This window comes from Pseudomonas sp. (genome assembly GCF_033723075.1).
Classification (GTDB): domain Bacteria; phylum Pseudomonadota; class Gammaproteobacteria; order Pseudomonadales; family Pseudomonadaceae; genus Aquipseudomonas.
Genome location: NZ_JAWVXU010000002.1, coordinates 279,005 through 298,872 on the forward strand (window position 1 = coordinate 279,005; position 19,868 = coordinate 298,872).

20 protein-coding genes and 2 tRNA genes are annotated in these 19,868 nt (G+C 62.3%); 12 read left to right on the plus strand and 10 right to left on the minus strand.

Features of this window, described 5'->3' with window-relative positions:
• Positions 1-147 precede the first annotated feature (147 nt).
• The 6 genes from R3355_RS03845 to hisB all read right to left on the minus strand — a co-directional run bounded on the left by R3355_RS03845 (position 148) and on the right by hisB (position 4,437).
• Positions 148-903, minus strand: coding sequence for an ABC transporter substrate-binding protein (locus R3355_RS03845; RefSeq protein WP_318960204.1), 756 nt, complete (start codon positions 901-903; stop codon positions 148-150).
• 434 nt (positions 904-1,337) lie between these two features.
• Positions 1,338-2,108, minus strand: coding sequence for an imidazole glycerol phosphate synthase subunit HisF (gene hisF, locus R3355_RS03850; RefSeq protein WP_318951151.1), 771 nt, complete (start codon positions 2,106-2,108; stop codon positions 1,338-1,340).
• Between the two features lie 60 nt (positions 2,109-2,168).
• Entirely contained in the window at positions 2,169-2,906 is a 738-nt protein-coding gene (gene hisA, locus R3355_RS03855; protein WP_318951150.1) for a 1-(5-phosphoribosyl)-5-[(5-phosphoribosylamino)methylideneamino]imidazole-4-carboxamide isomerase, read from the minus strand.
• A gap of 37 nt (positions 2,907-2,943) precedes the next feature.
• Complete coding sequence (locus R3355_RS03860) at positions 2,944-3,204, minus strand: DUF2164 domain-containing protein (RefSeq protein ID WP_318951149.1); 261 nt, start codon at positions 3,202-3,204, stop codon at positions 2,944-2,946.
• Positions 3,205-3,843, minus strand: coding sequence for an imidazole glycerol phosphate synthase subunit HisH (gene hisH / locus R3355_RS03865; RefSeq protein WP_318960126.1), 639 nt, complete (start codon positions 3,841-3,843; stop codon positions 3,205-3,207). It lies immediately after the preceding gene.
• Positions 3,844-4,437 carry an imidazoleglycerol-phosphate dehydratase HisB gene (gene hisB, locus R3355_RS03870; RefSeq protein WP_238040443.1) on the minus strand — a complete coding sequence of 198 codons (594 nt, stop codon included), beginning with the start codon at positions 4,435-4,437 and terminating at the stop codon, positions 3,844-3,846.
• A gap of 342 nt (positions 4,438-4,779) precedes the next feature.
• Between hisB and R3355_RS03875 the strand changes: the two genes are divergently transcribed.
• From R3355_RS03875 to R3355_RS03925, 11 genes are all read left to right on the plus strand, one after another.
• Positions 4,780-5,886: an NAD(P)/FAD-dependent oxidoreductase gene (locus tag R3355_RS03875; RefSeq protein WP_318960127.1), complete on the plus strand. Its 1,107-nt coding sequence runs from the start codon at positions 4,780-4,782 to the stop codon at positions 5,884-5,886.
• Positions 5,887-5,999: 113 nt separating this feature from the next.
• Positions 6,000-8,231 carry an AsmA family protein gene (locus R3355_RS03880; RefSeq protein ID WP_318960128.1) on the plus strand — a complete coding sequence of 744 codons (2,232 nt, stop codon included), beginning with the start codon at positions 6,000-6,002 and terminating at the stop codon, positions 8,229-8,231.
• Positions 8,228-9,307, plus strand: a complete 1,080-nt coding sequence (gene mutY / locus R3355_RS03885) for an A/G-specific adenine glycosylase (RefSeq protein WP_318960129.1) — start codon at positions 8,228-8,230, stop codon at positions 9,305-9,307. Before R3355_RS03880 ends, mutY begins: the two co-directional genes overlap by 4 nt.
• The gene (locus R3355_RS03890; RefSeq protein ID WP_318951428.1) at positions 9,304-9,576 is read left to right on the plus strand and encodes an oxidative damage protection protein; all 273 of its coding nucleotides are present in this window, start codon (positions 9,304-9,306) and stop codon (positions 9,574-9,576) included. The genes mutY and R3355_RS03890 overlap by 4 nt, the downstream gene beginning before the upstream one ends.
• Positions 9,577-9,781: 205 nt before the next feature.
• Positions 9,782-9,857: transfer RNA gene (locus tag R3355_RS03895), tRNA-Phe, on the plus strand.
• A gap of 594 nt (positions 9,858-10,451) precedes the next feature.
• The gene (locus R3355_RS03900; protein WP_090501243.1) at positions 10,452-11,225 is read left to right on the plus strand and encodes an ABC transporter ATP-binding protein; all 774 of its coding nucleotides are present in this window, start codon (positions 10,452-10,454) and stop codon (positions 11,223-11,225) included.
• 18 nt (positions 11,226-11,243) lie between these two features.
• A complete protein-coding gene (locus R3355_RS03905; RefSeq protein WP_318950807.1) occupies positions 11,244-11,996 on the plus strand; it encodes an ABC transporter substrate-binding protein in 753 nt (250 codons plus the stop codon).
• Between the two features lie 50 nt (positions 11,997-12,046).
• On the plus strand, positions 12,047-12,742 hold the full coding sequence (locus R3355_RS03910; RefSeq protein WP_318960130.1) for an ABC transporter permease: 696 nt from the start codon (positions 12,047-12,049) through the stop codon (positions 12,740-12,742).
• Positions 12,739-13,428 carry an ABC transporter permease gene (locus R3355_RS03915; protein WP_318960131.1) on the plus strand — a complete coding sequence of 230 codons (690 nt, stop codon included), beginning with the start codon at positions 12,739-12,741 and terminating at the stop codon, positions 13,426-13,428. The genes R3355_RS03910 and R3355_RS03915 overlap by 4 nt, the downstream gene beginning before the upstream one ends.
• Positions 13,429-13,470: 42 nt before the next feature.
• Positions 13,471-14,688 (plus strand): methyltransferase, encoded by a 1,218-nt coding sequence (locus tag R3355_RS03920; protein WP_318960132.1) that lies wholly within the window; start codon positions 13,471-13,473, stop codon positions 14,686-14,688.
• A gap of 584 nt (positions 14,689-15,272) precedes the next feature.
• A tRNA-Thr gene (locus R3355_RS03925) sits at positions 15,273-15,348 on the plus strand.
• A gap of 129 nt (positions 15,349-15,477) precedes the next feature.
• Here the strand turns inward: R3355_RS03925 and R3355_RS03930 are convergent.
• Complete coding sequence (locus R3355_RS03930; protein ID WP_318960133.1) at positions 15,478-15,930, minus strand: hypothetical protein; 453 nt, start codon at positions 15,928-15,930, stop codon at positions 15,478-15,480.
• A gap of 189 nt (positions 15,931-16,119) precedes the next feature.
• On the opposite strand from R3355_RS03930, the gene mobH reads away from it, so the two are divergent.
• Positions 16,120-18,141: a MobH family relaxase gene (mobH, locus tag R3355_RS03935; RefSeq protein WP_318960134.1), complete on the plus strand. Its 2,022-nt coding sequence runs from the start codon at positions 16,120-16,122 to the stop codon at positions 18,139-18,141.
• Between the two features lie 52 nt (positions 18,142-18,193).
• Here mobH and R3355_RS03940 read toward each other — a convergent pair whose 3' ends face one another.
• The 3 genes from R3355_RS03940 to R3355_RS03950 form a co-directional block, all read right to left on the minus strand.
• Entirely contained in the window at positions 18,194-18,544 is a 351-nt protein-coding gene (locus tag R3355_RS03940; protein ID WP_318960135.1) for a hypothetical protein, read from the minus strand.
• A 211-nt stretch (positions 18,545-18,755) separates the two neighbouring features.
• On the minus strand, positions 18,756-19,169 hold the full coding sequence (locus R3355_RS03945) for a hypothetical protein (protein ID WP_318960136.1): 414 nt from the start codon (positions 19,167-19,169) through the stop codon (positions 18,756-18,758).
• 40 nt (positions 19,170-19,209) lie between these two features.
• The gene (locus tag R3355_RS03950) at positions 19,210-19,665 is read right to left on the minus strand and encodes a hypothetical protein (RefSeq protein WP_318960137.1); all 456 of its coding nucleotides are present in this window, start codon (positions 19,663-19,665) and stop codon (positions 19,210-19,212) included.
• Positions 19,666-19,868: the final 203 nt, after the last annotated feature.

Sequence of the window (19,868 nt, forward strand, 5' to 3'; positions counted from 1 at the left end):
TCCCGCTCGCATGGATGATTATGGCTAGCGGCAGCCAGGCTCTTGGCCGAACTGCTGAGAACTCGTGAAAAAGCTCTCGCCGACTGCGAACGCCTGGAGACGGTCTCGCTACGGCGCTCGATATTTTCACAACCTCTGGGTCCTGTTTTACAGGTAGCGGCCGAGGATGTCATCGACCACACCTTCGCCGCGCATTTGGTCCAATTCAGCTTGCAGCTTCCGTACCACTTCGTCGGGAACATCCGTATTGAGCGCCAGGTACAGCTCGGCGCTGTCGAAACGCAGGATGGTTTTCAATCCGGAGACACCTGCCTGTTTCGCCAGGTAACGTCCGGCGGGGTCACCGGTGGCCCAGAGGTCGATCTGCCCGGCCATGAGCTTCTTGGCGTTGAGCTGGTCACGCAAGGTGGTAACCGGCTGCAGGCCCTGCTTTTCCAGATGGTCGGCGATGGCGTCACCCTTGTAGGCACCGACGCTGTATTGCTTGGCCTCTTCCAGACTGCCCAGCGTGATAGTGCTGTCGCCCCGCCCCAGCAATACCCAGTCGTCCGGCCCGATCGGACCGACCCACTTGAACAGCGCTTCACGCTCGGGCAGCCGCGCGGTGACGAACACCCCGTAACCCGGCTTCTCCAGTGCCAGCTTGTAGATGCGCGCCCAGGGGAAGCGCAGGGTCATGCTGTAGTTGACCCCGGCACGCTTGAACATCTCACGCACGATATCCACGGCGATGCCATGCAGATTGTCTTCCCGCGCGAAGTTCTTGCCATTGATCGCCATGTTGTAGGGTGGGAAGTTCTCGGTGAGCAGAACCACGCGGTAGTCCGGCAGCAGTTCGGCGTGAGCGCTAGCGCTCAGCCCAAATACGGTGCCGACCAGCGCAAACAGCAGGCGTTTATAGATGTGCATTGTCTTTATCCGCTAAGGCAGGAAATTCTGGTGAAGGCAGGACGACGCAGCGTACTCAGCCCGGTTCTGCACGCCCAGCCACGTACCGCTGAACGCGACCCACCCGGCACACGGAAGAACTGGAGTGACGCATTTATGTATTTGCCCTGGGCGGTGCATCGGTAGAAACCGGCCGACACACTAACGTAGTGCGGTTGCCGGCGCTGTCGACTCGCTCCCAGCCTGGGTCGACAGTGCCCGCCAGCACCGAACTATCAGCGGCTGTGAAAATATCGAGTGCAACGCCGCGGCCGACGTTCTTGGCGATTCGTAGGTGTCACTCGCCGCAGGCAGTGCACCGATGGTTCAGCGGCGCGGTACAAAAGCTGGCGGGCTGTCGCTGCACTCCGAACGGACTACCCATGCCTGAGAGGTTTTTCCACAACCTGTCAGCGCACCACTATGCCGCGACTGGCCAGATAGGCCTTGGCCTCGGGCACCGTGTATTCGCCGAAGTGGAAGATGCTCGCGGCCAGCACCGCATCGGCCTTGCCTTCGAGGATGCCTGCCGCCAGGTGTTCCAGGTTGCCGACGCCGCCGGAGGCGATCACCGGAATGCCGACCATCTCGCTGATGGCACGAGTGACGCCCAGGTCATAACCGCTCTTCACCCCGTCCTGATCCATGCTGGTGAGGAGAATTTCGCCGGCGCCCAGGTCTTCCATCTTCTTTGCCCAGAGCACGGCATCCAGGCCGGTTGGCTTGCGCCCGCCATGGGTGAAGATTTCCCAGCGCGGAGCTTCACCGGGCCTGGAGACTTTCTTCGCGTCGATGGCGACGACAATGCACTGCGAACCAAAGCGCGAGGCCGCCTCGCCAACGAACTCCGGGGTGAATACCGCCGCGGTGTTGATCGAGACCTTGTCCGCACCGGCATTGAGCAGGTTGCGGATGTCCTGCACGCTGCGCACGCCGCCGCCCACGGTCAATGGAATGAACACCTGGCTGGCCATGCGCTCGACCGTATGCAGGGTGGTGTCGCGGCCGTCGACGCTGGCGGTGATATCGAGGAAGGTGATCTCGTCGGCGCCCTGCTCGTCGTAACGGCGGGCGATTTCCACCGGATCGCCGGCATCGCGGATGTTCTCGAACTGGACGCCCTTGACCACGCGGCCGTTGTCCACGTCGAGACAGGGGATGATGCGTTTTGCCAGTGCCATAGAGGTATTCCCGTAGGGTGCGCCACGCGCACCACCAAAACAGTGGAGGTCGCGCCCGCGTCAGCCCTTGAAGTTATCGCAGAAGGCCTGCGCTTCAGCCACATCCAGGGTGCCTTCGTAGATCGCCCGGCCAGTGATGGCGCCGATGATGCCTGGCGAGCGCGCCAGCAGCAGTTTCTCGATATCGCCGAGGTTGTGGATGCCGCCGGAGGCGATCACCGGGATCTTGCTGGCAGCTGCCAGGGCCGCGGTGGCCTCGACGTTGCAACCCTGCATCATGCCGTCCTTGGCGATGTCGGTGTAGACGATTGCGGCGACGCCATCGGCCTCGAAACGCCGGGCCAGGTCGACCGCTTGCACGCTGCTGACCTCGGCCCAGCCGTCGGTGGCGACGAAGCCATCCTTCGCATCCAGACCGACGATGACCTTGCCCGGGAAGGCCTTGCAGGCGTCGGTGACGAATTGCGGATCTTTCACCGCCTTGGTGCCGATAATCACGTAACTGACGCCGGCGCGCACGTAGTGCTCGATGGTTTCCAGGGAGCGGATGCCGCCGCCGATCTGGATCGGCAAGTGCGGGTAGCGTTTGGCGATGGCGGTGACCACCTCACCGTTGACCGGCTGACCTTCGAAGGCACCATTCAGGTCGACCAGGTGCAGACGACGGCAGCCGCCCTCTACCCACTTGGCGGCCATGCTCACCGGGTCGTCGGAAAACACCGTGGAGTCTTCCATGCGGCCCTGGCGCAGGCGCACGCAGGCGCCGTCTTTCAGATCGATAGCGGGAATAATCAGCATCGGTTGAACCTGTTCAAGTCTTTGGATTCGGTGAGGGTCAGCTCTTCTCGAGTGCCCAAAGGTCACTTTCGATGCTCTCGAACCTGTCCTTGAGGACGGTCTGCACATCGAAAATCGCCCGGTTGTAATAGTGCGGCGCAATTTCGCGGGTAAACAGCTCGAGGATCTCCGCGACCTCGAACGAACCCAGCTGCAGCTCGAAGCGTTCCTCCATGAAACGCTTGAGGGCACTGGTCGCCTCACGCTCCTGTTCCGGCGTGAGAGTGAGGATCGGCGGCTTGTGCTTGGCCTTGCTCATCTACCAGCGCCCGTCCCAGGCGACGAAGTTCTGCAGCAACTGCAGGCCATGGGTATGGCTCTTCTCCGGGTGGAACTGCACGGCGAAGCGCGAGCCCTCGGCCAGCGCCGCGGCGAAGTCCTTGCCGTAATGGCTGCGACCGACCATCTGCTGCGGCTTGCCGGCCTCGATGTAGTAGCTGTGCACGAAGTAGAAGCGCGCCAGGTCCGGAATGTCATGCCACAGCGGGTGCTTGACCGACTGCGCCACCTCGTTCCAGCCCATGTGCGGCACTTTCAGCTTTTCGCCATCCTCGACCATATTCTTGCCGAAGAAGCGCACCTGGCCGGGGAACAGGCCGATGCAATCGATGCCATCGTTCTCTTCGCTGCGTTCGAGCAAGGCCTGCATGCCGACGCAGATGCCGAGAAACGGCCGATCGACGCTGACTTCACGCACCAGCTCATCGAAGCCCAGGCGCTTGATCTCGGCCATGCAGTCGCGGATCGCACCGACCCCGGGGAACACCACCCGGTCGGCCTCGCGAATCACCTGGGCATCGCTGGTCACCAGCACCCGGCCGGCACCGACGTGCTCCAGCGCCTTGGCCACCGAGTGCAGGTTGCCCATGCCGTAATCGATAACAGCGACCGTCTGCATTTAGAGAACGCCCTTGGTCGAGGGCATCTGCCCGGCCATCCGCGGGTCCAGCTCGACGGCCATGCGCAGGGCGCGGCCGAAGGCCTTGAACACCGTCTCGATCTGGTGGTGGGTGTTGGTCCCGCGCAGGTTGTCGATGTGCAGGGACACCAGGGCGTGATTGACGAAGCCCTGGAAAAACTCCTGGAACAGGTCGACATCGAAGCCACCGACCACCGCCCGGGTGAAGGGCACGTGCATCTGCAGGCCGGGGCGACCGGAGAAATCGATCACCACCCGCGACAGCGCTTCGTCCAGCGGCACATAGGAATGACCGTAACGGGTCATGCCCTTCTTGTCGCCGATGGCCTTGGTAAAGGCCTGACCAAGGGTGATGCCGACGTCTTCGACGGTGTGGTGGTCGTCGATATGCAGGTCGCCCTGGCACTGGATATCCAGGTCGATCAGGCCGTGACGGGCAATCTGATCGAGCATGTGCTCGAGGAACGGCACGCCAATAGCGAACTTGGCCTTGCCCGTGCCATCCAGGTTGATCGAGACCTTGATCTGGGTCTCCAGGGTATTGCGCTCGACGGATGCCGTACGTTCGGCCATCACCAGCTCCACAGAATCGTTGTGCGAAAGGGCCGTCATTATAGGCGGGCCCGGGCCCGGGCGGCTACCGGCGGTGGTCGACAAGCAAGGCTATCGGCATGATTGACCACGCCTTACCCTGCGCCGCCGTCAACGAGACGCACGCCTGACTGGTAGGCGATCCCTCGTCGTCCAGCAAGCGCGCCGCCTGGGGCCGGCTGCCACCGTCCCAATCCGGCACCGGTACCGCAAGCGCCGTGACACTCATAGCCACCGCGCAGATCTTGCTATGCTCGACAGCCTGACGCCGACTCGCGCGAAGAGCGGCAGCCACTCCCGCCAAACCCCGGCCACGAAGCCAGCATGGACAGTATCGACACTCTGATTATCGGCGCCGGCGCCCTCGGCCTGGCCTGCGCCGCACGCCTGGCAAGCCCTGGGCGCAGCACCCTGATCGTCGAGGCGGAACAGTTGATCGGCAGCCAGACCTCCAGCCGCAACTCCGAGGTGATCCACGCCGGCCTCTACTACGCCCCCGGCTCGCTGAAAGCCGAGCTGTGCCTGGAAGGCCGCGAGCGCCTGTATGCCTGGTGCGCCAAGCATCGGGTGGCGCACCGGCGGATCGGCAAGCTGCTGGTGGCGGTCAGCGCGGCCGAACGCGGCAAGCTGGAGGCGCTGGCCGCCAATGCCCAGGCCTGCGGCGTGCATGACCTGCAAGCTATCGCCCAAACCCGGCTCGCCGAACTGGAGCCCGCCGTACGCGGCGTCGCGGCGCTGCTGTCGCCGAGCACCGGGATCATCGACAGCCATGCCTACCTGCAATCGCTGCTCGCCGCCGCCGAGATCCAGGGTGCCCAGCTGGTCCTGCAGACCCGCGTCGAGCAGCTCGAACCCGGCCCCGACGGCTGGATCGTCACGGGCCGCAGCGCCGGCGAAGCCTTCCAACTCAAGGCACAGCGGGTGGTCAATGCCGGCGGCCTGTTCGCCCAACAACTGGCGCAGCGCACCCTGGGCCTGGCGGCCGCGCAGATCCCGGCCCTGCATCTGTGCCGCGGCCGCTACTTCGGCTACAGCGGCCGCGCGCCCTTCCAGCACCTGATCTACCCGCTGCCGGAGGCCAACACCTCGGGCCTGGGCATCCACGCCACCCTCGACCTCGGCGGCCAGGTGCGCTTCGGCCCGGACACCGAGTATCTGCAGCAGATCGATTACCGGGTCGACGAACAGCTGCGCGAGCCCTTTGCCGAGGCGATCCGTCGCTATTTTCCGCAGCTCGACAGCACACGTCTGGTGCCCGGCTACAGCGGCATCCGGCCGAAACTCGCCGGTCCCGGGGAACCCGCCGCCGACTTCCTTATCCAAACCGCCAGCGATCACGGCCTGCCCGGCCTGGTCAATCTGTTCGGCATCGAGTCGCCCGGACTGACCGCCAGCCTGGCGATCGCCGAACGCGTAGCCCGCGACCTGTAAAAGCCGCTTGCAAAATCGGCACACAACCCGAAACTTTCGCCGGCCTGCCTATTCCGACGGTCGGCGCTATACTCGCCGACTCAATTCAAGTTATCCGAAACAAGGAATCGTCCATGAAAGCGCTCGGCAAAATCCTGGGTCTGTTTTTTCTCGGGCTGTTGCTGATCCTGGTGGCCCTGGGCTTTGCCCTCACCCACCTGTTCGATCCCAACGACTACAAAGACGAAATTCGCCAGTTGGCCCGCGACAAGGCCAACCTGGAACTGACCCTCAGGGGCGACATCGGCTGGAGCCTGTTCCCCTGGCTCGGCCTCGAACTGACCGACGCCACCCTGGCCAGCGCCACCACCCCCGACCAGCCCTTTGCCGACCTGCGCCTGCTCGGCCTGTCGGTGCGCGTGCTGCCGCTGCTGCGCCGCGAAGTGCAGATGAGCGACATCCGCGTCGACGGCCTCAACCTCAACCTGCAGCGCGACGAAAAAGGCCGCGGCAACTGGGAAGATGTCGGCCGCCCGGCGCAACCCGCCGCGGCCGTGAACACAGTTGCCGGCGCCGCGCCTGCACCCGCCACCGCCGACCAACCCGCGAGCACGCCGTCGGGCGCCGAGCCGATCAAGCTGGATATCGACAGCCTGATCGTCAACAGCGCGCGCATTGATTACCACGACGCGCAGAAAGGCCAGCAATTCAGCGCCGAAAGCATTCAGCTGACCACCGGGGCGATCCGCGAAGGGGCCGCCATTCCGGTCAAACTCAGCGCCTTCTTCGGCACCAATCAGCCGGTCGTGCGGGCGCGCACCGAACTGCAAGGCGAGCTGCGCTTCGACCGTACGCTCAAGCGCTACCAGCTGGAAGACGCCAGGATTTCCGGCGAAGCCTCCGGCGAGCCCTTCGACGGTCAGACCCTGACCTACTCCCTGCAGGGTCAACTGCTGGTCGACCTGGCCGCACAGATCGCCGAATGGAACAGCCTGAAACTCTCGGCCAACCAGTTGCGCGCCCTCGGCGAAGTGAAAATCCGCGACCTGAATAGCGCGCCGAAACTGACTGGCGGCCTGTCCATCGCACCGGTCAATCTGCGCGAGTTCCTCGCCACCATCGGCCAGACACTGCCGCCGCTGAACGATGACAAGGCCCTCGGCCAGTTCGAGCTGGTCACCCGCCTCAGCGGCAGCCCGACCAGCCTGACCATGGAAGAAATGAAGCTGAAACTCGACGACAGCAGCTTCAGCGGCCAGATCGGCATCGCCGACTTCGCCAAGCAGGCCCTGCGCGTGCAGCTCAAGGGCGACAGCCTGGATCTCGACCGCTACCTGCCGAAGCCCAGCAAGGACAGCCAGGATGCCGGTGCCGCACGCCAGGCCGAGGTCAAGCAAAGCGTCGCCAGCGCCGGCCAGAGCGGCAGCACACCACTGCCCAAGGCGCCCACCCAGCACGCCTGGAGCGCCACCACAGTGCTGCCGATCGAGCGCCTGCGCAGCCTCGACCTGCAACTGGCACTGAGCCTCGACCAGCTGACTTATCAAAAGCAAGCCATCAGCGCCTTCAACCTCAAGGCCAAGAGCCGGGCCGGCCTGCTGACCCTGGAAGAGCTGCACGGCAAGCTCGACAGGGGCGATTTCGACCTCAAGGCGACCGTCGATGTACGCCCGGCCATCCCACTGCTGAGCCTGCAAAATCGCCTGCAGCGGATCAGCGTGGAGCCCTTCCTCAAGAGCGAGCAGCAGCCCTCGCCGGTCAAGGGCCTGCTCGACCTGCAGGCCGACCTGAGCACCAGCGGCAACAGCCAGAAAGCCTGGGTCGACGGCCTCAAGGGCACGGCCAACTTCGCCCTCAACGACGGCGTGCTGGTCGGCGCCAACCTCGAGCAACAACTCTGCCGCGGCATTGCCGCACTCAACCGCAAGGCCCTGAGCAGCGAGCCGCGCGCCAAGGACACCCCCTTCGAGACCCTGCAGGGCAACCTGAGTTTCCTCAATGGCGTGGCCCACAACCCGGACCTCAAGGCCAGCGTCCCCGGCCTCAGCGTCGGCGGCAATGGCGACGTGGACCTGCGTGTACTCGGCCTCGACTATCGCATCGGCATCACCCTGATCGGCGACCAGCGCGAAATGCCCGACCCGGCCTGCCAGGTCAACGAGCGTTATGTCGGCATCGCCTGGCCGGTCCGCTGCCGCGGCCCGCTGGAAATGGGCGGCAAGACCTGCCGCCTGGACCAGGACGGCATGGGCAAGGTCGCCGCCAAGCTGGCCGGCGACAAGCTCAACCAGAAGCTCGAAGAAAAGCTCGGCGACAAGGTCAGCCCCGAACTGAAAGACGCGCTCAAGGGCCTGTTCAAGCAATGAGCCCCGAGCAGTTCTCCACCGCGGTACTCGACTGGTACGACCGCCACGGGCGCAAGGACCTGCCCTGGCAACAGGGCATCAGCCCCTACCGGGTCTGGGTCTCGGAAATCATGCTGCAGCAGACCCAGGTCAGCACCGTGCTCGGCTACTTCGACCGTTTCATGGCCGCCCTGCCCACGGTAAAAGACCTGGCCGAGGCGCCGGAAGACGAAGTGCTGCACCTGTGGACCGGCCTGGGTTACTACACCCGCGCGCGCAACCTGCAGAAGACCGCACAGATCGTCATGAGCGAGCACCGCGGCGAGTTCCCCCGCGATGTCGACGCGCTCACCGAGCTACCCGGCATAGGTCGCTCCACCGCTGGCGCCATCGCCAGCCTGAGCATGGACCTGCGTGCGCCGATCCTCGACGGCAACGTCAAACGCGTGCTGGCCCGCTACGTGGCCCAGGAGGGCTACCCCGGCGAGCCGAAAGTGGCCAAACAGCTGTGGGACGTGGCCGAACGCCTGACCCCGCAGGCGCGGGTCAACCACTACACCCAGGCGATGATGGACCTCGGCGCCACCCTCTGCACCCGCAGCAAACCCAGTTGCCTGCTCTGCCCCCTGCAGAGCGGCTGCCAGGCCCACCTGCTCGGCCTGGAGATCCGCTACCCGATCGCCAAGCCGCGCAAGGCGCTGCCGCAGAGACGCACCCTGATGCCGATCCTGACCAGCCGGGCTGGCGAGGTCCTGCTCTACCGCAGGCCCTCCAGCGGCCTCTGGGGCGGTTTGTGGAGCCTGCCGGAGCTGGACGACCTGCCCAGCCTCGAATTGCTCGCCAACCGCCACGCCCTGCACCTGGGCGAGCGCCGTCAACTGGCCGGCCTGAGCCACACCTTCAGCCACTTCCAGCTGGCCATCGAACCCTGGCTGATCTGCGTCGAAGCCGCGCCACCGGCCGTGGCCGAGGCCGACTGGCTCTGGTATAACCTCGCCACACCGCCGCGCCTGGGCCTTGCCGCCCCGGTGAAGAAACTGCTGAAGCGCGCGGCCGACGCACTCGCGACCGAACAGAACCCTGGAGAGCAGCCATGACCCGCACCGTAATGTGCCGCAAGCACAAAAAAGAACTGCCCGGCCTCGACCGCCCACCCTATCCGGGCGCCAAAGGCGAAGACATCTACACCAACGTCTCCAGGCAGGCCTGGGACGAATGGCAGAAGCACCAGACCCTGCTGATCAACGAACGCCGCCTGAACATGATGAACGCCGAAGACCGCAAATTCCTCCAGGCCGAGATGGACAAGTTCCTCTCCGGCGAGGACTACGCCCAGGCCGAAGGCTACGTGCCGCCCAGCGAATAACACCGCAGCACTCACCTGCAGCAGCGGGCTGGCCCGTAGGGTGCGCCGCGCGCACCAAGGCCTCACGGCCTACACAGGTGCGCACGGCGCACCCTACTCACCACGCCAGGCACCGATGCAGCACCTAAGCGCCCGTAATAACTAAATATTTTTAAAACTCACGCTTGACACCCACCCTTCAAATCCGTCTAATAGCGCCCCGTTGGCCCAGGTAGCTCAGTCGGTAGAGCAGGGGATTGAAAATCCCCGTGTCGGCGGTTCGATTCCGTCCCTGGGCACCACTAATACCGAGAAACCCCAAGCGAAGATGCCTTCCTTGGGGTTTTTTATTGCCCGCGGCTTTATGACGCCTGGACGGGATATTCGGCGATGCGGACGCGATTGTTGCGACCATCTCGGCAATCAACCGCAGCGCAGGGCGGGTTAGGGCGTCCTCACTGCAAGCAGCGCACCATGACTCGTCGATGCCTCCCCCGGACCAGGCTAGTTGTCACGCCGAACAGAACGCTGCGCTGCACAGTGCTACTCCTTGCCGTGAGCGCCTGGAGTCGCGCTCGCGACGGCACTCGATATTTTCACAGCCCTGAACCGATCGGCGCAGGCCTCAACAAGCGCCTTCGCTGCACCGGAGAACACCTGCAACCGCCCTGGCAGCACCTGCAAGCCTGGCAAAGTCTCTCGACGACAGGCGCCAAACACCCGGAGCATTTTGCGTCTGCGCGACAGTCAGCAGCAGCCAGGCGACACCCGCGACACGCCAGACCCTGCACGCACACCAAACGGCTTGGCGGCTGGCGAAACGCTATGCTAGCTTGACGGCTCGCCAGGAAGGCCACGCAACGCCTGAGCGCACCCGAACAATAAGAGGACACCCCATGGCCGAGGCCACGCCAGCGCTGGAAATCCGCAACCTGCACAAACGCTTTGGCGACCTCGAGGTGCTCAAAGGCATCTCCCTCACCGCGCGCGATGGCGACGTGATTTCCATTCTCGGCTCATCCGGCTCCGGCAAGTCGACCTTCCTGCGCTGTATCAATCTGCTGGAAAACCCCAACCAGGGGCAGATCATCGTCGCCGGCGAAGAGCTCAAGCTCAAGCCCGGCAAGAACGGCGACCTGGTCGCCGCCGATGGCAAGCAGATCAACCGCCTGCGCAGCGAACTGGGCTTCGTCTTTCAGAATTTCAACCTGTGGCCGCACATGAGCGTGCTCGATAACATCATCGAGGCGCCGCGCCGGGTGCTCGGCCTGAGCAAGGCCGAGGCGATCGAGCGGGCCGAGGCGCTGCTGGCCAAGGTCGGCATCGGCGAGAAACGCCACGTCTACCCGAATCAGCTGTCCGGCGGCCAGCAGCAGCGCGCGGCCATCGCCCGCACCCTGGCCATGCAGCCGAAAGTGATCCTGTTCGATGAGCCAACTTCGGCTCTCGACCCGGAGATGGTACAAGAAGTGCTTAATGTGATCCGTGCGCTGGCCGATGAAGGTCGCACCATGCTGCTGGTTACCCACGAGATGGGCTTCGCCCGTCAGGTGTCCAGCGAAGTGGTGTTCCTGCATCAGGGTCTGGTGGAAGAACAAGGCTCGCCCGAGCAGGTGTTCGACAACCCGACCTCGGCGCGCTGCAAACAATTCATGTCCAGCAATCGCTAAACACGGAGCAACTCTCGCATGCTGAAATACAAGAAGATCCTGCTGGCCGCAGCCGCTACCCTGGCTTTCGGCACCAGCGCCATCGCTGCTGACAAACTCAAGATGGGCACCGAAGGCGCTTATCCGCCCTTCAACCTGATCGACGCCAGCGGCCAGGTTGGCGGTTTCGACGTGGAAATCGGCCAGGCCCTGTGCGCCAAGATGCAAGCCGAGTGCGAAGTGGTCACCTCCGACTGGGACGGCATCATCCCGGCCCTCAACGCCAAGAAATTCGACTTCCTGATCGCCTCCATGTCGATCACCGAAGAGCGCCAGGCGGCCGTCGACTTCACCGAGCCCTACTACACCAACAAGCTGCAGTTCATCGCCCCCAAGGGCAGTGACTTCAAGACCGACAAAGCCAGCCTCAAAGGCAAGGTAATCGGCGCCCAGCGCGCCACCATCGCCGGCACCTGGCTGGAAGACAACCTGGACGGGGTCGTCGACATCAAGCTCTACGACACCCAGGAAAACGCCTACCTCGACCTGTCCTCGGGTCGGGTCGACGGCGTGCTGGCGGACACCTTCGTCAACTGGGAATGGCTCAAGAGCGATGCCGGCAAGGGCTTCGAGTTCAAGGGCGAGCCGGTATTCGACAACGACAAGATCGGTATCGCCGTGCGCAAGGGCGATCCGCTGCGCGAGAAGCTGAATACCGCGCTGCAAGCTATCATCGAAGACGGCACATACAAGAAGATCAACGACAAGTACTTCCCGTTCAGCATTTACTGAGCAGCCTGCCCTGCATCGCCCTCGCGGGCGATGCAGGCATCTGACCCCCCATGAATTTAGATCTCTACGGATTCGGCCCGGCCCTGGCCGCCGGCACCCTGATGACCATCAAGCTGGCGCTCAGCGCGCTGGCCCTGGGTCTGGTGCTCGGCCTGCTCGGTGCACTGGCCAAGACTTCGCCGTACAAGCAGCTGCAATGGCTTGGCGGCACCTATTCGACCATAGTGCGCGGCATCCCCGAGCTGCTCTGGGTGCTGCTGATCTACTTCGGCACCGTGCAGCTGATGCGCAACCTGGCCGATCTGCTGGGCATCGAGAGCCTCGAACTGAGCGCCTTCGCCGCCGGCACCATCGCCCTGGGTCTGTGCTTCGGGGCCTATGCCACCGAGGTGTTCCGCGGGGCCATACTCGCCATCCCCAAGGGTCATCGCGAAGCCGGTCAGGCCCTTGGCCTGTCCGTACCGCGGATCTTCTGGCGCCTGATCCTGCCGCAGATGTGGCGCATCGCCCTGCCCGGCCTGGGCAACCTGTTCATGATCCTGATGAAGGACACCGCCCTGGTGTCGGTGATCGGCCTGGAAGAAATCATGCGCCGCTCGCAGATCGCCGTCACCTCGAGCAAAGAACCCTTTACCTTTTTCCTGGTGGCGGCCTTTATCTACCTGGGCCTCACCATAGTCGCCATGATCGGCCTGCACTTCCTTGAGAAGCGCTCCAGCCGCGGCTTTATCAGGAGCGCGGGATGAACTGGGAAGTAATCATCAAATGGCTGCCCCGCCTGGCCGAAGGCGCCGTGCTGACCCTGGAGCTGGTAGCCATCGCGGTAGTCGCCGGCCTGATCCTGGCCATCCCCATGGGCATCGCCCGCGCCTCCCGGCACTGGTACGTACGCGCCCTGCCCTACGGCTATATCTTCTTCTTCCGCGGTACGCCGCTGCTGGTGCAGCTGTTCCTGGTCTACTACGGCCTGGCCCAGTTCGAAGCCGTGCGCGAGGGCCCGCTCTGGCCCTACCTGCGCTCGGCCTACTGGTGCGCCATCCTGACCATGACCCTGCACACCGCGGCCTATATCGCCGAGATCCTCCGCGGGGCGATCCAGGCCGTACCGCCGGGTGAAGTGGAGGCGGCACGCGCACTGGGCATGGCCCGCTGGCAGACCATGGTCTATATCGTCCTGCCGCGCGCCGCACGCATCGGCCTGCCCGCCTACAGCAATGAAGTGATCCTGATGCTCAAGGCCAGCTCCCTGGCCAGCACCGTCACCCTGCTGGAGCTGACCGGCATGGCCCGCACCATCATCGCCCGCACCTACCTGCCGGTGGAAATCTTCTTCGCCGCCGGCATGTTCTACCTGCTGATCGCCTTCATCCTGGTGCGCGGCTTCAAGCTGCTGGAACGCTGGCTCAGGGTCGACGCCTGCCAGGGCCGCTGACGCGACGGGGCACTCGCGGCCCCCAGGCATGACGACACGCGCATGAACGACTCCCCCCTCAGCGGCGACAGCCTGCTCCAGCGTTTCCAGGCGCTGGATGCCTTTGTCCTGCAACACCAGGCGCTCTGGCGCCCGCGGCCATTCACCCAGCAGCAACTGCCGTGGGAAAGCCAGCACCCGCAACTCGCCCAATGGCTCAGAGCGCGCAGCCTGGAACAGGCCGAGGCCAGCCACAACCAACCGCACCTGCTCGATGCACCCGCGCCCTTTACCGGGCTCGCCGCGCAGGCGAGCGCCCTGAGCCGAGTCGGCGCCTTCGCGCCACAGCCCTTGCCGCCACTGCCTGCGCGTTTCTCGGTCGACGTGCCGGGGCGCAAATGGCAACAGATCCAGGCCTTCGCCGGCTGCCTGCAGTTTCACCAACCCGCCCGCCACTGGCTCGACTGGTGCGCCGGCAAAGGCCATCTCGGCCGCATGCTGGCGCATGACGGGCTCCCCCTGACCTGCCTGGAACACAACCCCGAACTGGTACACAGCGGCCAACTGCTCAGCCAGCGCCTGCACCTCAATGCCCGCCATCTGCAGCAGGACGTACTCGACGCCGATGCCGGCGCGCAACTCGAACGCGAGCACACCCCGGTCGCCCTGCATGCCTGCGGCGATCTGCATGTACGCCTGATGCAACTCGCCAGCGCGGCCGGCTGCACGCAACTGGCCATAGCGCCCTGCTGCTACAACCGCATCGCCAGCCCCGAAAACCAGGCGCTCTCCGCTACCGCCCAGGCATCGGCCTTGCGCCTCTCGCTGGATGACCTGGCCCTGCCACTCAACGAAACCGTCACCGCCGGCGCCCGCGTGCGTCGCCAACGCGATCAGTCGATGGCCTGGCGCCTGGCATTCGACGTACTGCAACGCGAACTGCGCGGCATCGACCAGTACCTGCCCACACCGTCCTTGCCGACGGCCTGGCTGGCGAAAGAGTTCGCCGACTACTGCACAGACCTCGCCGCCCTGAAACAACTGCCCGCACCCGCCCGGTCAAGAGACTGGCAGCAACTGCAAAACCAAGGCTGGCAACGACTGGCCCAGGTGCGCAACCTGGAGCTGCTGCGCGGCTTGTTCCGCCGCCCCCTGGAACTCTGGCTGCTACTCGACCGCGCGCTCTACCTGCAAGAGCAGGGCTTCAGCGTACGCCTCGGCAGCTTCTGCTCGCAGCAGCTCACCCCACGCAACCTGCTGCTGCTCGCCGATCGCCGCTGAGCCCAGCCAAGTTGCCCACATTATCTGTGGATAACTGTGTTGATAGATTCTGAGCAGATTCACCTAACGGCTCTGGCATCGGCCCTGGCGACGCCTGCTCGTTTTTTGAACAACACATAAAAGCCTATAAAAACATGCACTTATAAGAAACAGAGAAATACCTCACAAAATCAACGTGTATTCTCGCCAAATGCGCCCCGCTTGTGCATAAGGATTTCGCAGCTAATAGCCAGACCCGCAATAAACAACCCGATTAGCAGCACGTGTCAGCCCTGCGCCCACACCGGACAGGACGTGAAATGTGCTTCGCTCCGACAGGAAAACCGATCCGACGCCACGCTTTTTTCTGCAGGACAGCCTGCAACCTGCCTTCGCCACAGCACGCATGACCTACCGGGATGGGGATGCAGAACAAGTGCTGCGGGCATTTTCGACAACGCCCCCTGCCCCTAAAAGACAGGCCCGAGAACGCCGCCCGCGCCTTGCCGGCTTCAGACAGGCAAAGGCTTGAACATATTCAGAATAAACAATGCGCAGACGACTTTACTCGGCCAGATGAATGGATATAATGGCGCCCCTGAAATGCCGGTATAGCTCAGCTGGTAGAGCAACTGACTTGTAATCAGTAGGTCCCGAGTTCGACTCTTGGTGCCGGCACCATATAAATCAAAGGCTTGCAGCGATGCAGGCCTTTGTTTTTTCTGCCAGACGTAAAATTCGACGTAAAATTCCAGCCCTCGGCCGCACAACGCCCCTCCCATTCAGGCCGGCGGCACGCTACTGCTACTCCTATCGTGAGCCGGCTCTATCATCGAGTCGAACGGCTATGCCGTAGCCAACGGCACCAACGCTGAGCACTACCAGCGGAACCAGCAAGATTGTGGCCACAACACCATCTTGAACTCCCCACTGGTAAGTACCTTCCCACAGCAGCCAAAGCGTGCTTCCTAAAATGGCGCACACACCAGCAGCGACCAGTGAAAAGATCAGCCTGTGTTGACGGATAACCCTCAGCAGTTGCCGATTGCTGCATTGAATTGCCCACAACAGCAGTGGCACAGCAATTAGTGCCAGCAGCGCCGGAGCGCTCCTTACCGCCAAACCAAGCTGTCTAGCCTCCTCAGCCTGCAGGCTTACGATGCTCCAATGCGACCACAGTGCGTAGCTGCTCAGTATCAACACAACGGCTAGCAGGATGTAGCTAAGCCCTTGCGCTCTGGCCTCTGAATAATTTGGCTGCATGATTTCCTCCTATGCCTGCGGGGCCTTTCGATAAGGCTGCCGCCCTTTCAACAGCCTGCGAGCTAGTGCAGGAATCCCAAGCCATCGGATCGAGACAATTTAATCTGACCAAGATCTGGTCGGATTAGCGTGCACAGGGCGTTTTCGGATCCCCATCATGGTTTCTCACCCCACTGATGGAGATGCCATATGCCCTTTCTCGGCAAACTCAAGACCTGGTTCGCCCCGAAAAAGCCCAAACGGAGCAAGCTTCTCGCCCCACTGGTCGATCCCAGATTCGAGCACCCCGCCTATAAAAATATTCCACCCGAGTTGCTGGCAGCTGTGGGCAACCCCGCAGGACTTCGGTATCCGCCCTACGACGAGGGGTATTACGGCCTGATCTCTGGCGAGTACTGCATGTGCAAATTCCAGACGAAGCTGATGGATAAGCTTGAAATCCAGTCGGGCCTATCGCCTGAAGAGTTCACATGCTATCTGGAGCCAATACTGATCGCCTACGCAGAGCTGGTGCACCTACTCCCGGCATCCCAACATCATCACCACAACTACCCTGGCGGCCTTCTGCGCCACGGCCTTGAAACCGCCTGCTTCATGCTCGACTGGATGGTGCTGACCAAATTCGACCACGAGCTAACACCCGGAGAAGCCAGCAAACGGCTGCGTCGCTGGTATGTCGCCGGCATCATTGCTGCCCTGTTTCACGATGCCGGCAAGCCACTGACAGATATGAGGGTGATGAGTTTTGAGGGTGACAAGGAATGGCATATGGGTACGAGGACCATCCACGAATGGGCAGCAGCTAATAACATCACTCGCTACTTCATCACCTGGGTCAAAGATCGCGCGGAAAAACACCTATCTCATACAACTGTGCTCATCGGTACGTTCGTGACGCCTGATATAAGGGAGTGGCTCATTGAAGGCGGCCCGGACATCTGGCAAGCACTGCTGAATGCCACAGCTGACCAGCCTGGGCCTTTGACGCGAGCCGTCAAGGTTGCTGATGGTCGATCCGTTAAGGCTGACCGCGAGCGCAACGGCAACAATGTCGATGAGGCCACCACAGCCGTATCAATACGCGAGCTTTGTACCAACGCCATGCGTGTCCTAATTGATGAACGTAAATGGACATTCAACACCCCTGGCTCACGACTATGGCTGACTACCGAGGGCGTTTTTCTCGCCTGGGGACACGGTGCTGGCGAAATCATCCAGCAGGTCATGCAACACAATGTCAGCCGATTTCCTCGTTCTGATCACAGTCTGCTGGCAGCAATGTCTGAGCACGAACTAATCGAGAAAGATTACGATGACGCGCTGATCTGGTATGTAGCGCCTCACGTACTGCTAAAGAATGGCCAGGGCCCAACACTCCGTTGCGTCAAGCTCCAGCGCCCGGAGGAAATTATCCCCGGCGCACTGGATGAACTCAGTCCCGTTTCGGTAACCATTGGCCGGTTCGGCGATGAGCAGAACTATCTGGTTGCTACCGATACCCAGGTCGTGGCGAACTTGAATGCCAACGCGATGCAGACATCCACACCTAGCCAAAACCATGAGGACTCAGACCAGTGCGCAGCTTTCGATGAACATGCCGAGAAAGCCCGCCCCAGCGTCCCACTGGTAATTCCCCCTAAGTTCGCCGACCGTCTGAGCGACGAAGACGCCGACTACCTGCGCACTAACCCCGCCCTGGGAAGCCGTTTACTGGCCGAGTTCGAGCGGAACCCCCAGATTCGAGAGTTCCAGAATCGGGCATTTCTCCCCCTAACAGGGCTGATAACCGAGACAGACTTGCCGGCACTCACAGAGGCCGGTTGGCTTTGGCCTAATCTCGTCAGCACCAACGGTGAGCTGACTCGAATCCAGCGCGGTGAAACTGGCGTAATACTCAACACCAAACTGTCGCTAATTTTCTGCCGCCTCACCAACGCCAAATGGCATCCACACTGCCACGCCACCCTGCCAGAGGAGTTGCGCAGTCAGGTTACTAGGCAGGCTATTGATCTGGCGCCGCTCGCCTTCGAGGAGCTGGGGCGCGGAGCGAGGGCATTCAGCCTGTCATTCTGGGCGCGAGATAAATTTCAAAGCGCCAACTGCCTCAGCAAGGAAGAGGTCGAGCAAGTGATCCTCTATGGCCTGGAGGCGGTAAAAATCAGCAATGAGAGAAAATACTTCTTCAGTGCCGATATCGAGTTCCAGCTCTGACCTGCTCGCGCATATGGCTGACCCAGGCCGGCCATATGCGCTTTTGGCAGCTTTATTTCCCATCATCCCAGGCCACAAACCAGTTATAGAACCGATATCCGGAATATACCGCCACTACCAGCGTCAACAGTGACAGCAGCGGATATTCATCTCTGATTCCCACCCACCCTTGCAGTTTGAATAACGCAGCCCCAACCAGGATGGCAGCGATCACCCCCAGCCCCCAACCTACCAACCAGAAGAGTCGCATGCCCAAGCCAGGGGCGCTGCCGCCCCAGTTCTCGCTTAGGCAAAATGGACAGTGGTTGCTACTTGGGGCATAGCCGAAAAGTCCTCGGCTATACCGTGTACGCGGCACCATGGTTTTTCCGCAGTTGTGGCAAATCACGGTCGAGTGGCGCATGACTCCTCCTGGTTGGGGTTCGACTCACACGCCTATCCTCAACCCCGCGCCTGAAAACCCAAGCGAACAGCGCCGGGAAGTGTGGCTGCTCGACCAGGCTCGTTGCCAAAACGGCTGTCCCCTGGCAACGCAGACACTTGCTGGAGGTGCGACACCGCTACAAACCGCGCAGCCCCAGTACACCTGTTGCCATTTCGGATGGCAGATGGCATCAGCATCGGCGCCTATGCGCCCCAAGCCCCGCCTTGATGCAATAAGTACCCGGCACAGCCATGGCAACACAGGTGATCGGACCCAATCCCATGATCAGCCCCCAGAGGCTATGCAGCAGCGGATATGCCTGGAAAACAGCTGCCGCATCGCCTGACTGCATTGTTGCCAACTTGCCCACAATGACAGCCCCCATCGCGGCAAAAAACACCAACATGCTGCCTGCCAAAACCATAAGCGGCTGCAGGCCTGACTGCAGTTTCTGGCCATACGCATAACCCAGGTCATCCAGCGGCAAAGGCAGCTGGCAGGCCAGCCTGCCGCGAGCCATGCGCGCATCCAGCACCCAAACCAGCCAGGCAATCCCAAGGGTAAAACTGATCACGAATAGAACACCCAACCCCAATGCCGACATGGCCATTTCCTCCCGTAAAAATGCTCTGCAAACCCAGCAATCAGCCAAAATCGAAGCCCCAGTCAACGCCTGAAAAGCTGCAGCCAAAGTCGCTCAAGCCATCACTCAGCATGTTCATCCCCATCGGGTTGCCCAACACATCAATGCAGCCGTCCAGCATGGGCATGCCATTGGCCGGATTGATCTGCATGCGGCCAACCTCAGCAAACCCCTCAGGTGCCAAAGCCATTGAATCAAGACCGTCGGTAGTGACGAAGCTGCCAGAGGCGTCCCATGCCTGGCTGGATTCAGAAAACCATTCGTCCGCTGCAGGCTCACTGACTGCCGCCTGAATCGATTCGGACACCTGATACCAGGGGCGTTCACGGCGAATATTCAAACCATCGTGTACCACCACAGCCTGGTCTCGAACGGGGTAGACGATGGTGGTGTAGGCCTGGGGATGCGGCTTCAAAGCGGACGGTAGTGCTTGGGTGATGTGCATAAACAGGTTCATCAGCAGCTCCTTGGTTGAGTCTGCTTTCAGCTTGCCCCGGGCCTTGGAGAACCCAAATCGACATACCCAGGCGTGTGGGTGCATTCGTGCTGGTCGCCGGAATGAGTCATCAGCACCCTGAATCCTGCAGGAATCACCACAGGAAAATTCCCCCTTGATCAGCCTGCGTGCGCCGAAGCAGAGCACAGCCATTGCACCGCCCC